Source organism: Marnyiella aurantia (assembly GCF_014041915.1).
GTDB classification, from domain to species: domain Bacteria; phylum Bacteroidota; class Bacteroidia; order Flavobacteriales; family Weeksellaceae; genus Marnyiella; species Marnyiella aurantia.
In genome coordinates, this window is the sequence record NZ_CP059472.1 from 2,599,613 (window position 1) to 2,613,493 (window position 13,881).

A 13,881-nucleotide genomic window follows, 5' to 3' on the forward strand; every position below is an offset into this window, starting at 1 on the left:
CTTTCTGTATTAAGAAAGGATTTTTTGTATCTTAATCCAACAGTAAGTTTTCCATTAATTTAAAGTAACTCACCTACAATACCTTATCCTTATGAGTACTCAATTTATAAAAAGGGATGTGTATTTGCTTCCGAACAGCTTTAAAATGGTTGGGGTCGCTGTAATCCTATTGTCAGTGGCTGTTTTTATTCTCCAAACGCAAGGCTGGTTTCCAGATACTGAACATGACTTTAGGATCGCGGTCACTTTGTTATTAACTGGGATGGCGTTGATAAATATTTCAAAGGAAAAAATTGAAGATGAACGAATAAAGAAGATTCGATACAGAACCTGGGCCTATTCTCTTCAAAGTATTATCGGACTTGTAGTCTTCGGACGGATTTTGAATTCCTTTCTGGAAGAGCCATTGGAATATTTCAACTCATCTTCAGCATTATTGATCGTAATCCTTACACTGAACCTGATTTATTTCTCAACCTATAAAGAACTGGATTACGATAAAGAATAACATCCCCGCTGCCGCACGATTGCATTGCGTGCACGATAATTCTAATGTTATACATCAGCTTATGTGCATCAAAATCCTGGTGAACCGGGATTGGCTTTTCGTGGCGAGGATTACCGGTACAGCAGCACCATAGATTACGCGGATGGCAAGAACTTCTGGATGGAATTGTGGTTTTCCGGATATTTAATTTTTTTATCTTTAAAAGTGGCCACACGATGCAATCGTGCGGCAGCAGGGGGTTTCGCCTAAGTACGGTTGTGTAAGCTCTCCGAAACAGTATATTTTATAAATTAAAACTCCGAAGTTTAGGACTTCGGAGAGAAAAGCACAACTTGGTTGCTCAATTTTTTCCAATAACTGCTTAACTGCAGCAGTTAGTAAAACTACTTATCTAACTTTTTTATAAGAACATCCTTTTTAATTCTTTTATCACTTTTATTGTAGTAAAAAGCTATGGTATTATTACCATTATGGATATAATTGTAAAATTTATTTAAACAAGAATTTTTTTCTATGAAGATTGTATCTGTTATCTTTAATTCTTCTCCGAAATCATCGAAAACGCAATCGTTTGAGCCGTCAGAATTGGAAATACCAAATAAATAGTTTACTTTTAGTCTTCGTATTTGATTAGGATTAAGGATAAATTCGGAATTTAAATCTTCTCCTTTTATTTCATAAAAATTGGCCAAATTATATCCACTTTTGACGTTTTTCTCATTAAGCATCAATGAAAATTCGCAAAGATTTTGAATTACAACTGTACTGTTAGTTTTATTCTCTAAAGTAAATTCTAACGGTATATTTAATTCAATTACTCTATAATCCTTATTAAAGCCATGATCCCTAAAAGAAAGAAAAGGGTTTTCCGTAGTTTTAATATTACTAATAAATATTTCTTCTGCTGTACAAGAATATAATAATAAAAATACAAACAAGCATAATATTTTATTCATTTCTTATAGATTTATCAAGTAATCTCCTACAAATATACATTCTAAAATAGCAACATCATTGTTAATTAATTCCTTTTTTTGCCAGCTGAAAACGGCATGGTGTAAGGTTCCATTATTAACTTCTTCACTAACCTTTTGTAATCTTGGCCAATAACCGAAACGAATATAAATATAGTTTTTAAATTGGGAAAGATGAAATAAAGCAAATTTACAGAGGTTCAGATAGTAAAGATTTTATCTGAACAGAATAAGGGGGAAACAGTGAATGAGATCTGCCGTGAACATGGAATAAGCCAACCCCGCTACCGCGCGACTGCATTGCGTGCACGATAAGTCTAATATTATACATTAGTTTATGTATATCAATCCTAGTGAAGCAGGATTGGTTTCAGTGCGGAGGATTACAGGTACAGCAGAGCCATAGATTTCGCGCACGGACAAGGACTTCTGGATGGAAGAGTGCTGTTTTCCGGATTTTGCTTGAAAAGCGGGGTTGTTTTAGAGAAAAGTAAACTGTCGGACATCAAAAACAGGCGTGTTTGGGATCACTACCTGCCCTGAAAATTTCTGAGCTTTGAGGGCTCAAAATTTTCAGAATAATTTTTCAACTTACACGATTAGCGGGATGCTACCCCCGTTAGGACTCTCAACTAGAGAAACGGCTTCATTTCATCTTCAATTTGTTCTCTCAACTGCATAAGCCGGATGGCATATGCCTCGTTTTGCTTCTCCTTTTCGGTTTCGGGAACCCATTTGGTCACCGGTAGCTTCTTTCCGTTTTCATCAACCGCAACAAACACAATGATGCAGTGCGTTTTCTTGTCGAAGTCCGGTTGCTTAAGATTCCTGGAAAATACATTGATGGAAATATGCATACTGGAAGTTCCAGTATAAATTACCTGAGCTTCCACCTTTACAATCTCACCAATCTTGATGGGTTCATAAAACCTTATACCGCCCACATACACCGTTACCGAGTAATTTCCGCTCCAGGTGGTAGCGCACGCATAGCCGGCCTGGTCTATCCACTTCATTACGCTGCCGCCATGCACGTTGCCGCCGTAATTAACATCGCTGGGTTCGGATATGAACTGAAAACTGATAGGAGTGTTAACCATAATTCAATATTTAATTTAAAGTTAATGATAATTTAAGATAAATCCCGATTGGTGTGCAGTAACTAAACACAGCTCTTTTCAGATTTAACAAGTTATTAACGTACTTAAGCATAGAAGTTGATAGGTTCAGCGTGCTGAAGATAGCCTTTGGTATATAACATTTAAATATTACAAACAATGGGATTAGGATCATTTTTGAAAAACGTAGGTGAGAAAATTTTTGGCGGTGGCGAAAAGCCGGAAGAACAGGCCTTGAAGGTGAAAAATCATGTCGCTAAGTATGGTTTCGATATTTCTGCACTAACCTTTACAGTGGCCGATGATAAGGTAACCATCCAGGGTGAGGCAAAAAACTGGGACGAAAAAGGAAAAATTTATGTAGCTGCCGGAAATGTGGAAGGTATTGACGGTGTAAATGACCGTATGACGGTTAAGGCTGCACCGGTTGTAGCTCAGACGGCCGCACCTGCCGCCGCTGCAGTACAGCCAAAGTTTCATACGGTACAAAGCGGAGACACACTTTCAAAAATTGCAAAGGATGTGTACGGAGATGCCAATGCATACAACAGAATATTTGATGCGAATAAACCGATGCTATCGGACCCCGATAAAATCTATCCGGGTCAGGTTCTGGTGATTCCGCAATAGTCTAAATCTAAATCTTATGAAAAGCATCCTGTTTTTAGTTAAATGGATGCTTTTTACATGAAAATTATCCATCCTTTATGCCTCCAGCCATTTATTTTTTATTATATTAGCAAGATGAAAAAAGTTTTTTACCTTAAAACCTGCGACACCTGTCTTAAAATTCTGAAAAAATTTAATTTGAAAGATTGGGAGCTCCGCGAAATTAAGATAAATCCGATTACAGAAGAAGAAGTGGAGCAGATGTATAAGCTTGCAGGTTCCTATGAAGCTTTTTTCAGTAAGAAGTCCAATCAGATAAAACTCCGTGAGCTGGATCCCAAGAAACTCACCGAAGAGGATTACAAAGAACTTATACTGGATCACTACACTTTCCTGAAGCGTCCTGTTTTCCTTACAGACACAGAAATATTTATAGGTAACGACAAAAAGAACCTTGAAGCTTTAAGGTCGTACTTTGCCGACTAAAGTAAAATTCCTGTGGCTTGCTTTCCTGCTTTCAGGATTATCGCTCACCGCTCAGAATGTTTACAAAACTCCTTCGGGTTTGAAATACCATTTGGCTTCCTGCCGGATGGTTAAAAATGTTTCTGCTGTAACCAGCATTCAGAATGCATTACGGGCCGGACTGGATCCCTGTAAGATTTGCAGACCGCCTTCCGCAAAAATTAGCGCGGAAATTTCAGCATCCAGGAAGGTTGCGGGAACCAATGTAGCCAGTCGGTGCCGCGGAACTACGAAAGCCGGGGCAAGGTGTAAACGGACTACACGTATCGGCAATGATTACTGCTTTCAGCACGTGCGCTAGTGTGACATTTTTTCTGTTCAAAATATAATATCAACGGCCTGAAACTGTCATAATGACTTGGTAATCAGTCTTAACTGAAATAATGTCCGCAAATTTATGCGGGCATTTTTTTTGCGGAACAATGGGTAAAGTTACTTGATGTTTAACCCAAAAAATATTTTATCATGTCTAATTTAATCAGAAGAAACAGTTTTTTTGACGATTTTATTACCAAAGATCTATTTGAGTTTAACAGACCGAAATTTTCACCTTCCGAAGCTACCTTACCTTCAGTGAATGTGCTTGAACAAAAGGACAGTTTCGAAATACAGGTTGCTGCGCCGGGTATCAAAAAAGAGAATTTCAAGATTGACCTGGAACGTAATGTTCTAACGGTGGGCAGTGAAACCCGTGAGGAAACAGAGCAAAAAGATTTCGACGGATCATTCACACGCAGGGAGTTTAATTACAGTTCATTCAGCCGTTCGTTTACATTGCCGGACAGTGTAGATGCTGATAGAATAGAAGCTGCCTATGAAGATGGGATACTGAAGATCACCGTCCCTAAAAAGGATATAACCGTAGAGAATATTAAGTCTATTGAGATTAAATAGTTTTTTTTGCTAATGTAAAGCGCCGCCAGGAATTTTCCGGGCGGCGCTTTACTGTTTGTCCGTCCTATACTTAAACGAACGGTGTTTTTACAACTTTTGCAGGTACATTCTTGTTACGGATCTGGATAAAGATATCCGAGCCTACTTTAAAATTTGGCTTGTCTACATACGCCAGACCAATACCTGTTGATTTCATTGGACTCATTGTTCCGGAAGTAACTCTTCCAATTACATTACCTTCAGCATCCACCACAGGATAGTCATGTCTTGGGATGGCTCTTTCCTGCATTTCGAAACCGACGAGTTTCTTTGTAATTCCTTCTTCTTTCTGTTTCGCAAACCTGTCCTTATCAACAAAATCCTTGTCAAACTTTGTAATCCAACCAAGTCCTGCTTCCAATGGGGAAGTGGTATCGTCAATATCGTTGCCGTACAGACAGAAACCTTTTTCCAGCCTCAGGGTATCACGCGATGCCAGTCCGCAAGGTAGCAATCCAAATTCCTCACCAGCCTCTGTTAACGCATCCCATATCTTAACCGCATCTTCATTTCTGAAGTAGATTTCAAAGCCGCCGCTTCCGGTGTATCCGGTGTTGGAGATTATTACATCCTTCATGCCTGCAACAGTTCCCTCGGTAAAATGGTAGTAAAGAAGATCCGCCAGGTTTGTATCTGTTAATTTCTGAAGAGTTTCAGTAGCTTTCGGACCCTGAATGGCGATAAGGGACATTTCATCAGACGCATTGGTAAGTTTGGCGTTAAAGTTTTCGTTATGCTTAACAATGTGGTTCCAGTCTTTTTCAATATTGGAGGCGTTTACAACAACGAAATATTTTTCATCTGACATTTTGTAGATGATCAGATCGTCTACAATACCGCCGTTACCGTTTGGCAGGCAGGTATACTGCGCTTTTCCGGTTTCCAGCGTATCCAGATTGTTCGTTGTTACATACTGTAGTAAATCTTTGGCCGCGGGTCCTTCCACGAAGATCTGACCCATATGGGAAACGTCGAAGATTCCTACTTTTTCGCGCACTGCAAAATGCTCTTCCGTAACACCGGAATATTGTACAGGCATATCAAATCCTGCAAAAGGTACCATTTTCGCTCCCAGGGAAACGTGCTTGTCAAACAGCGCAGTTCTTTTAGTCATTATTGCTTAATTTTAATTTCTTATTATCATTTTAAGGTTGCCGGTTTCTGACCAGCTCCCTTCTTTTACTCTATAAATGATGCTTATATTCTTCCAGAATAATCTTAAACCATTCGGTAAAAAGTTCCGGATGTGCCTGCATCTCACTGTCCAGTTCCTCCATAGATATAAAGCGGACTTCACTAACTTCCTCAATATTAAGATGAAACTTGCCGTTATACGATCCCGTGAATACATGGTCCAGTTCGTGCTCCCACAGATTCTGTCCTACATCCGCTTTGTAAATGAAGTTGAACTTTTCCGAAAGCGTGGCTTCTATGCCCAATTCCTCCCGCATCCGGCGCTGTGCACCCTCAAGATAGGTTTCGTTCAGCCTCGGGTGTGAGCATACCGCATTGGTCCATTGGTTAGGAGAGTGGTATTTGCCCTCAGCTCTCTTCTGAAGCAGCATTTCACCCTGGTCGTTAAAAAGGAAAACCGAGAAAGCGCGGTGCAGTACACCATTCTCGTGGGCTTTCATCTTTTCCATTGTGCCCAAAACTTCGTCTTGTTCTGAAACTAACACTACACGCTCTTCCATTCTTACAAATTTATGACTTATAAGGTGATTTATGAAATATTTTATCCTTTATTAGTCTCTTCCCAATGGAAATTCAGTTTTCAATGGATTTGCATACTTAACAGCCCTCAAAAAAAATGTAAATTTGATTTAGGAGATCATGATTATGGAAATGAATTTTGAAGGACAGGTTAGTCCACGACTGAGAGAAGGTATAAAAAATTACCTTATTGATATTGACGGAACTATAACTGATGATGTTCCCAATGAGCAGCCGGAGAGGATGATTCACAGCAAACCCTACCCCGATGCCCGGGATACGATTAATCATTGGTTTGAGCAGGGTCATAAGATCTGTTTCTTCACCTCAAGAACGGAGGATCTTAGAAAGATTACCGAGGAATGGCTGGACCGTAACGGTTTCAAATACCACAGCATACTGTTTGGTAAACCGCGTGGCGGAAATTATCACTGGATTGACAATCATACGGTACGGGCTACCCAATATTTAGGTAAGTTTACTGAGTTCGTGGAGAAGCAGGTAACTGTTGATGTATTTAAAGATTAATAAACAATGAAGATATTAGCAAATGACGGTCTGGACCGGTCGGGGATACAGGTATTAGAGTCCAAAGGGTTTCAGGTACTCACAGAGAAGGTTCCGCAGGAAATGTTGGCGGAGTATATTAACTCAAACACCATCCGTACGCTCCTTGTGCGGAGTGCTACACAGGTGCGTCATGAATTAATAGACCAATGTCCAACTCTTCAGATAATTGGCCGTGGAGGTGTGGGAATGGACAATATTGATGTTGATTATGCCCGGTTAAAGGGGCTCCACGTCATAAACACGCCCGCTGCATCGTCGGAATCTGTAGCAGAACTGGTATTTGCACACCTTTTTTCCGGTTGCCGCTATCTGCATGATTCCAACCGCAAGATGCCGGAAGTGGGCATTACGCATTTTACTCAGCTTAAAAAATCATACGAGGCCGGGATTGAACTGCGCGGCAAGACCATCGGAATCATCGGGATGGGAAAAATCGGACAGGAAGTTGCCCGGATTGCTTTAGGACTTGGAATGCGAGTTATTGCTGCCGACAGTAATGTGGGACGGGCAAGTATAAAGGTGAAATTCTACAACAACCAGTTTATCAACGTGGATATAGAAACCGAACCTTTGGAGGGAGTTTTAAGGCACGCTGATTTTCTTACTTTACATGTTCCCACGCAGGCAGAAGGTTTTATGATCGGTGAAAAAGAATTTAAGATGATGAAGCAGGGTGCAGCCATAATTAACTGCTCACGGGGAGGCGTTGTAGATGAAACTGCATTGCTTCAGGCGCTGGACGCGGGCAGGATCAGATTTGCGGGTCTGGATGTGTTTATTGATGAACCTACACCTTCGGCGGATATCCTGATGCATCCGTCCATATCACTCACACCGCATACCGGTGCCTCTACACTGGAAGCTCAGGACAGAATTGGTCTGTCCCTCGCCCAGCAAATTTGCAGTTTACTCCAGATTCCCTGATTTCAGGAAAGTTGCCGGATTAGTGAATGGAATTTTTGTCTTTCAGAAGATCTCTGATTTCAGTAAGCAACAATTCTTCCTTTGTAGGGCCTGCCGGAGCAGCGGGGACAGGACGGCTTACCTTGTTGGCAGCTTTAATGATCCAGAACAGTACCATAGCGATGCAGAGGAAACTAATTCCGGCAGATAGGAAACTCCCGTATTTTACGCCGTTCCAGGAAAGCTGCGCAATGTTCTCTGCATTTACTGCTTCCAGTGTGGGATTCAGTATCAGTGGTGTTATAACGTCCTCTACAAGAGAGGTTACTATTTTCCCGAATGCCGCGCCGATAATTACACCGACTGCCAAATCCATTACATTTCCTTTAAATGCAAATTCTTTAAATTCCTGTATTAAGCCCATAGCTATAGTTTTTATATTCTCAAATTTAACTAAATTATCATAAGGTTGATAAAGTTTTAACGAAGGTGAGTACTATTTCAGGAATATCCGCTAGTCACTTACATTTATTAATTTAGAATATTCAATAAAATGATGAAGATATATTCAGCAGGCCAAATCAGAAATTGGGACAGTTTTACTGTTCAGAATGAAGGTATTACCTCACTTCAGTTGATGGAAAGCGCAGCTCAGGCCTGTACTTCATGGCTGGAATCCCGGTTCGGAATTCATAAAAAGTACTGCATTCTGTGTGGTCCGGGTAATAACGGTGGTGACGGTCTTGCCATTGCACGCTTGCTGCGTTTTAGAGGTGCGGAGGTAACTGTTTGCGCAGAAATGCGGACCTTATTTAAAACACCGGATGCCCTCACCAATTGGAAAGAGATACAGCAGGTACCTTCTATAGACTGCATTGATTTAAAGGAATTCTCAGAAATAGTTCCGGCAGGAGATGTGATCTATATTGACGCGCTTTTTGGTTCAGGTTTTAAAGATCAAATTAGCGGAGTTTATAAAGAAGCAGTCCTACATTTAAACACTTTTGATAATATAAAGGTTTCAATTGATATTCCGTCCGGGCTGTCCGCGGATTCCTTAGCCGTTGAAGGTTCCGCAATTTTGCGTGCAGATCATACGCTTACATTTCAAAGTCTCAAAAAATCATTTCTTCATCCGGAAACCGGCATATTCTGCGGAAAAATCCATATTCTCGATATTGGCCTGTCCATGGCGTTTGATGAGCCGGCTAATGATTTTGCGATTGATAAAACTTTTATTGGTCAGCGGTATAACAAGAGGAATGACTTTTCGCATAAAGGCAGTTTCGGAAAAAGTCTGATCGTTGCCGGAAGTTATGGCAAAATGGGAGCAGCAGTTTTGGCGGTGCGTGCAGCACTTAAAACCGGAAGCGGAATAACGGTTGCTGCATCTCCCACATCCGGATATAATATTATGCAGACCTCCTGTCCGGAAGCCATGTTTGAATCGGCAGGTGAAAATCACCTCACCTCTATACCGGGGGGTGAAGAGATGGCCGTGGGCATCGGGCCGGGGCTTGGGACTCATTCGGAAACTGCTGCCGCACTTGCAAATTTTTTGCAGAACCGACGCGAGGCTATTGTATTGGACGCAGATGCCTTAAATATTCTGGCAGCAAGTCCTGAATTGCTCAGAGCTGTTCCTCCCGGCAGTATCATCACTCCACATCCTAAAGAGTTTGAAAGACTTTTCGGTAAATCGGCTGATTCTTTTGCAAAGTTAAAACTTGCGCGGCAGCAGGCATCCGACCTGAATATCTATTTCGTGCTTAAAGATCACAATACACAGGTAGTTACGCCGGAAGGAAATGTATATTATAATACAACCGGCAACGCAGGGATGGCTAAAGGGGGCAGCGGTGATGTTCTGCTTGGAATCATTACGGCGCTTGTTGCACAAAAGTACGGCCCTGAGGACGCGGCACTACTCGGTGTCTGGCTTCATGGTAGGGCGGGTGATCTGGCAGCAAAGAAACATTCACAGGAAGCAATGTTAGCTACTGATCTGATTGATGAAATTGGTACTGTTTTCCTGAGTCTCGCTGAAGGGGTGTGAATTTTGATTCTACAACAAAAAATATGGAAATGAAATTACTGAAACTAGCTTATTCAGCATTATTTGCGGCAATTATGATGTCGTGCGCCGCCAGTGGAGCAGCAAAGACCGCTACCGTAACACGGGACTGCACCGGAACCTATCTTCGCGTAGATTCAAAAGACTGGTTGGTTTGCAATGCGGAAATCCTCAGCAAACATAAAGAAGGTGCCGTGGTAACCGCAAAATTTGAAAAAACCAATCTGTGTCCGGAATTTGCAGACAAGGTAGTTTGCATGATGTATCATGAAAACGAAGGTCTGATACGGATTACGGATCTTAAGTAAAACGAAAAATGCCTTTCATTATCTGAAAGGCATTTATTTTAGTCAGGTTTTTCGTTCTCTGCCTGTGTAATTCTATTCTTTTGCGAGTACCACATAATTACCGCTCCGGCAATCATAAACGGGATAGACAGTACCTGCCCGGTGTTTAATCCGGCAAACTGAATGAATTCGTCGCCCTGCGGTTCTTTCAGGAATTCTACAAAAAACCTGATGGCCCAAAGCAGGATAAAGAAAAGCCCAAATAACCATCCCTGCTGGTATTTTCGGTTTGTATATCTGTAAAGGCTCCACAGAAGGACAAAAAGTAAGACATATCCCGCAGCTTCAAAAAGTTGAGTAGGGTAGCGCGGCACAATGGCGCCATATTCGGTGCTTTGCTGAGGAAATAACACTGCAAACGGTGAGTTTTCCGGGGCTGGCTTACCGATGATTTCGGAATTGAAGAAGTTACCTAAACGCACGAATGCTCCGCCGATCGCAACTACAATAGCAATTCTGTCAAAAACCCAAAGCGGATTTTTTTTGATGATCTTATATGAGTAATAAAGTGTGGTAAGAATGACCATTATTGTTGCTCCGTGGCTCGCAAGACCCGAAAAGCCGGTGAACTTGAACTCCGGTACAGTCTGAATGGGCAGAAATACTGACCAAAAATCCTGTCTGAAAAGTTCCGGCTGATAAAATACAACATGTCCGATCCTTGCGCCCAGAATAGTTCCTACCAGTGTCCATGTGAACACGGGTTCCACGTATTTCAGGTTTACATTATCAATCTTATACATTTTCGTCATCAGAAAATAGCCAAGGCCGAAGGCAATTACAAACATCAGACTGTAGTAGTGCAGCGTTATCGGTCCCAGATGGATCCCGGTAGACGGATCCCATGTCGTGTATAAAAGTGTGAGCATATCTTTTTAGTTTATTTATTTTTTTGGCGGAACAGGATCGTACCCTTCACCTCCCCACGGATGACATCTCCCTATGCGTTTTGTTCCCAGCCACAAACCTTTGAAAACACCGTGCACCTGCAGAGCCTCTGCCATATACTGCGAACATGTGGGTTGGTAACGGCAGTTCTTTGGTAAAATAGGGGAGATAAACCACTGATAAAATCTGATCAGCAGGAGTAAAGGAAAAGTAGTGATTCTGTTGAAATTCATTTTCAAAGCAATGCAAAAATACTTTAATTAATCAATAGTCTGAAATTTTTGAAACCTTTGTTCGGATTTCCTTTTTGCCAGAATCATTAACTTTGAAGCATAATAAAAAGTTTATGAATGTAAATGCCCCGCTGGCCGAAAAAATGCGTCCCCAAAATCTGGATGAAGTATTGGGGCAGGAGCATCTTACAGGCGAAAACGGCGCGATCCGGAAAATGCTCCGAAATGATACGCTGAGTTCACTTATTTTCTGGGGTCCTCCAGGTACAGGTAAAACTACCCTGGCTGAGATTATTTCTATACAGTCGGGACGTAAATTTTTCAAACTTTCGGCCGTTTCCAGTGGCGTGAAAGATGTTCGGGAAGTTATTGATGAGGCAAAGAAGCAAAACCTTTTCTCCGGAAAATCTCCCATTCTTTTTATTGATGAGATACACCGTTTCAATAAGTCCCAGCAGGATTCCTTATTACATGCGGTAGAAAAAGGCTGGATCGTACTGATTGGAGCTACAACTGAAAATCCCAGTTTTGAAGTGGTTTCAGCACTGCTGTCCAGGTCGCAGGTGTATGTTCTGAAGTCCCTGACCTACGAAAAACTTGAAGAACTGGCACAGACGGCTCTCCGAAATTATAACTCTGAACACGGTACACATTTCAGTATTTCGGCGAAAGAGGCTTTCATCAAGTATTCCGGTGGCGACGCGCGAAAGCTTATTAACTCGGTAGAAAATGTGCTGAACAATTTCCTTAACAGTGGCAAGACCGACATTTCCAATGATGATGTACTGGAAGTGCTGCAGGAAACAATGGCGCTGTATGATAAGAATGGCGAACAGCATTACGATATTATATCGGCCTTCATCAAATCCATGCGTGGATCAGATCCAAACGGTGCTGTCTATTGGCTTGCCCGGATGCTGACAGGAGGCGAAGATGTGAAGTTTATTGCGCGCAGGATGCTCATCCTGGCAGCCGAAGATATTGGTCTGGCTAATCCCAATGCCTTGGTGATTGCCAATAACTGCTTTCAGGCAGTAAATGTGATCGGTCATCCGGAATCCCGGATAATTTTGAGCGAGACAGCGGTTTATCTGGCGGTTTCACCTAAAAGCAATTCAACCTATACCGCAATCAATGAGGCGATGGCTTTTGTGAAGAAAACCGGTGACCTGCCCGTTCCCTTACATCTGCGTAATGCTCCTAAAAAGCTGATGAGGGAAATGGATTACGGCCGAGATTACGATTATGCCCACTCACACGAAGGAAATTTTGTAGACCTAGAATTTCTGCCAGCTGAAATTTCAGGAACGCAGTTTTACAAACCGGGGAATAATTCCACCGAGAATAAAATAGAATCAGAACTCAGGAAAAAATGGAAGGGCAAGTACTGAGGCCTATTTAAAAGGTAACAAAAAAGCGTCCTTAGGGGGACGCTTTCATTTATAATAACAGATACTTTATTTAAGTGCTGATGCCGATGTTGCTTTTGGTGTAGTAGAAATTGTAATCATTTTCTTACCGTTTACTTCAGTAACTTCCATATGTTCCAGAACATTTCCCAGAACAATCAGATCGGTATTGGTAATCATATTACCGTCAAAGTTAACCGGCGTGTTGCCCTCCAGTTTGAAACCCTGGTTCAGTTCTTTCAGTGAAATCTTGTCATAATAGTTCTCCTTCACCTTTACTGCAGTAATACCGTTTGCCGCAAGACTTTCAAAACTCTTCAGATTTTGTGGCAGGTTGGTAGATTTATAAGTATTGGTGGACTGAACATTTTTTTTATCCTGTGCTATCAGGGTACTGGATGCCAGCATTCCGTCAACAAGAACTACAGATTTAGCGGAATTTTGCTGGGCAAATGCAGTAGCTGAGGCGAAAATGGCGAAGAAGTAAAATAATTTTTTCATAAGCTTTGATTTATTTCTTTTACAAAAATAGTAAAACAATTGATTTATTGAATTATTTTGGCAAAATTATTACGATAGCCGCATTAGGGCACCAATTTATCCTGTTGCCAGTTATTTTGGATGAGCTGCATAAGGAAATCCGGACACTTTATAATTTTGTTGTTGGACGAATCCAGAAAAAAAAGGGTAGTGGAAGCTTCAGAAATCCTCTCACCCTGCTCACCAAAAATTTCATATTCAAATTCTATCCGTACCCCCGGAATTTTTTTTACATAGGTTTCAATGGTCAGGATTTGGTCATATCTTGCCGGCTTCAGATACCTGATTATGAACTCCGAAACGGGCAGCCAGATACCCCGGTTTTCAATCTCATCGTACGACATTCCAATGCCGCGAAAAAGTTCCACACGGGCAACTTCCAGGTATTCGGCGTAGTTACCGTAGTACACGTATTTCATGGGGTCTGTATCGGCATAACGTACTCGTAATGAGGTAGTTGAATGTATCATTGAAAAGTTGTTTTTAGACATACAAATATATTTTTTAATAATCAAGGGCACAACTGTTTTTTTTTAA

Annotated in this window: 19 protein-coding genes and 1 pseudogene; 11 read left to right on the forward strand and 9 right to left on the reverse strand. The window is 41.4% G+C overall.

Annotated elements, in window-relative coordinates:
- Positions 1-262: 262 nt before the first annotated feature.
- Positions 263-508: a hypothetical protein gene (locus H1R16_RS12090; protein ID WP_181886293.1), complete on the forward strand. Its 246-nt coding sequence runs from the start codon at positions 263-265 to the stop codon at positions 506-508.
- Positions 509-891: 383 nt separating this feature from the next.
- Here the strand turns inward: H1R16_RS12090 and H1R16_RS12095 are convergent, their stop codons facing one another.
- A complete protein-coding gene (locus tag H1R16_RS12095) occupies positions 892-1,464 on the reverse strand; it encodes a hypothetical protein (RefSeq protein WP_181886292.1) in 573 nt (190 codons plus the stop codon).
- Positions 1,465-1,665: 201 nt separating this feature from the next.
- Here H1R16_RS12095 and H1R16_RS12280 point away from each other — a divergent pair.
- Positions 1,666-1,770 (forward strand): annotated as a pseudogene (locus H1R16_RS12280) (transposase); the annotation flags it as partial.
- Positions 1,771-2,114: 344 nt separating this feature from the next.
- Here the strand turns inward: H1R16_RS12280 and H1R16_RS12105 are convergent.
- Positions 2,115-2,582 (reverse strand): acyl-CoA thioesterase, encoded by a 468-nt coding sequence (locus tag H1R16_RS12105; RefSeq protein WP_181886291.1) that lies wholly within the window; start codon positions 2,580-2,582, stop codon positions 2,115-2,117.
- A gap of 177 nt (positions 2,583-2,759) precedes the next feature.
- On the opposite strand from H1R16_RS12105, the gene lysM reads away from it, so the two are divergent.
- The 4 genes from lysM to H1R16_RS12125 all read left to right on the forward strand — a co-directional run bounded on the left by lysM (position 2,760) and on the right by H1R16_RS12125 (position 4,628).
- Positions 2,760-3,230, forward strand: a complete 471-nt coding sequence (lysM, locus tag H1R16_RS12110) for a peptidoglycan-binding protein LysM (protein ID WP_181886290.1) — start codon at positions 2,760-2,762, stop codon at positions 3,228-3,230.
- Positions 3,231-3,344: 114 nt separating this feature from the next.
- Positions 3,345-3,695, forward strand: a complete 351-nt coding sequence (locus H1R16_RS12115; protein WP_181886289.1) for an arsenate reductase family protein — start codon at positions 3,345-3,347, stop codon at positions 3,693-3,695.
- Positions 3,685-4,035, forward strand: a complete 351-nt coding sequence (locus H1R16_RS12120) for a hypothetical protein (protein WP_181886288.1) — start codon at positions 3,685-3,687, stop codon at positions 4,033-4,035. Before H1R16_RS12115 ends, H1R16_RS12120 begins: the two co-directional genes overlap by 11 nt.
- Positions 4,036-4,199: 164 nt before the next feature.
- Positions 4,200-4,628, forward strand: coding sequence for an Hsp20/alpha crystallin family protein (locus H1R16_RS12125; protein ID WP_181886287.1), 429 nt, complete (start codon positions 4,200-4,202; stop codon positions 4,626-4,628).
- A 70-nt stretch (positions 4,629-4,698) separates the two neighbouring features.
- Here the strand turns inward: H1R16_RS12125 and gcvT are convergent, their stop codons facing one another.
- The gene (gene gcvT / locus H1R16_RS12130) at positions 4,699-5,781 is read right to left on the reverse strand and encodes a glycine cleavage system aminomethyltransferase GcvT (protein ID WP_181886286.1); all 1,083 of its coding nucleotides are present in this window, start codon (positions 5,779-5,781) and stop codon (positions 4,699-4,701) included.
- 70 nt (positions 5,782-5,851) lie between these two features.
- Complete coding sequence (gene idi, locus H1R16_RS12135) at positions 5,852-6,361, reverse strand: isopentenyl-diphosphate Delta-isomerase (protein ID WP_181886285.1); 510 nt, start codon at positions 6,359-6,361, stop codon at positions 5,852-5,854.
- Between the two features lie 145 nt (positions 6,362-6,506).
- Between idi and H1R16_RS12140 the strand changes: the two genes are divergently transcribed.
- Complete coding sequence (locus H1R16_RS12140; protein WP_181886778.1) at positions 6,507-6,908, forward strand: LNS2 domain-containing protein; 402 nt, start codon at positions 6,507-6,509, stop codon at positions 6,906-6,908.
- 6 nt (positions 6,909-6,914) lie between these two features.
- Positions 6,915-7,874 (forward strand): D-2-hydroxyacid dehydrogenase, encoded by a 960-nt coding sequence (locus H1R16_RS12145; protein WP_181886284.1) that lies wholly within the window; start codon positions 6,915-6,917, stop codon positions 7,872-7,874.
- Between the two features lie 19 nt (positions 7,875-7,893).
- On the opposite strand, the gene mscL is transcribed toward H1R16_RS12145, so the two are convergent.
- Complete coding sequence (mscL, locus tag H1R16_RS12150) at positions 7,894-8,277, reverse strand: large conductance mechanosensitive channel protein MscL (protein ID WP_181886283.1); 384 nt, start codon at positions 8,275-8,277, stop codon at positions 7,894-7,896.
- A gap of 129 nt (positions 8,278-8,406) precedes the next feature.
- On the opposite strand from mscL, the gene H1R16_RS12155 reads away from it, so the two are divergent.
- On the forward strand, positions 8,407-9,909 hold the full coding sequence (locus H1R16_RS12155; RefSeq protein ID WP_228451041.1) for an NAD(P)H-hydrate dehydratase: 1,503 nt from the start codon (positions 8,407-8,409) through the stop codon (positions 9,907-9,909).
- 29 nt (positions 9,910-9,938) lie between these two features.
- Entirely contained in the window at positions 9,939-10,235 is a 297-nt protein-coding gene (locus H1R16_RS12160; RefSeq protein WP_228451040.1) for a hypothetical protein, read from the forward strand.
- 38 nt (positions 10,236-10,273) lie between these two features.
- Here the strand turns inward: H1R16_RS12160 and lgt are convergent, their stop codons facing one another.
- Together lgt and yidD are read right to left on the reverse strand one after the other, a co-directional pair.
- On the reverse strand, positions 10,274-11,143 hold the full coding sequence (gene lgt, locus H1R16_RS12165; protein ID WP_181886282.1) for a prolipoprotein diacylglyceryl transferase: 870 nt from the start codon (positions 11,141-11,143) through the stop codon (positions 10,274-10,276).
- A gap of 15 nt (positions 11,144-11,158) precedes the next feature.
- Positions 11,159-11,395: a membrane protein insertion efficiency factor YidD gene (gene yidD, locus H1R16_RS12170; protein ID WP_181886281.1), complete on the reverse strand. Its 237-nt coding sequence runs from the start codon at positions 11,393-11,395 to the stop codon at positions 11,159-11,161.
- 113 nt (positions 11,396-11,508) lie between these two features.
- Here yidD and H1R16_RS12175 point away from each other — a divergent pair, with 113 nt between their 5' ends.
- Positions 11,509-12,786, forward strand: coding sequence for a replication-associated recombination protein A (locus H1R16_RS12175; protein WP_181886280.1), 1,278 nt, complete (start codon positions 11,509-11,511; stop codon positions 12,784-12,786).
- 66 nt (positions 12,787-12,852) lie between these two features.
- On the opposite strand, the gene H1R16_RS12180 is transcribed toward H1R16_RS12175, so the two are convergent.
- The gene (locus H1R16_RS12180) at positions 12,853-13,305 is read right to left on the reverse strand and encodes a hypothetical protein (protein WP_181886279.1); all 453 of its coding nucleotides are present in this window, start codon (positions 13,303-13,305) and stop codon (positions 12,853-12,855) included.
- Positions 13,306-13,388: 83 nt separating this feature from the next.
- On the reverse strand, positions 13,389-13,814 hold the full coding sequence (locus H1R16_RS12185) for an acyl-CoA thioesterase (protein ID WP_181886775.1): 426 nt from the start codon (positions 13,812-13,814) through the stop codon (positions 13,389-13,391).
- Between the last annotated feature and the right edge of the window lie 67 nt (positions 13,815-13,881).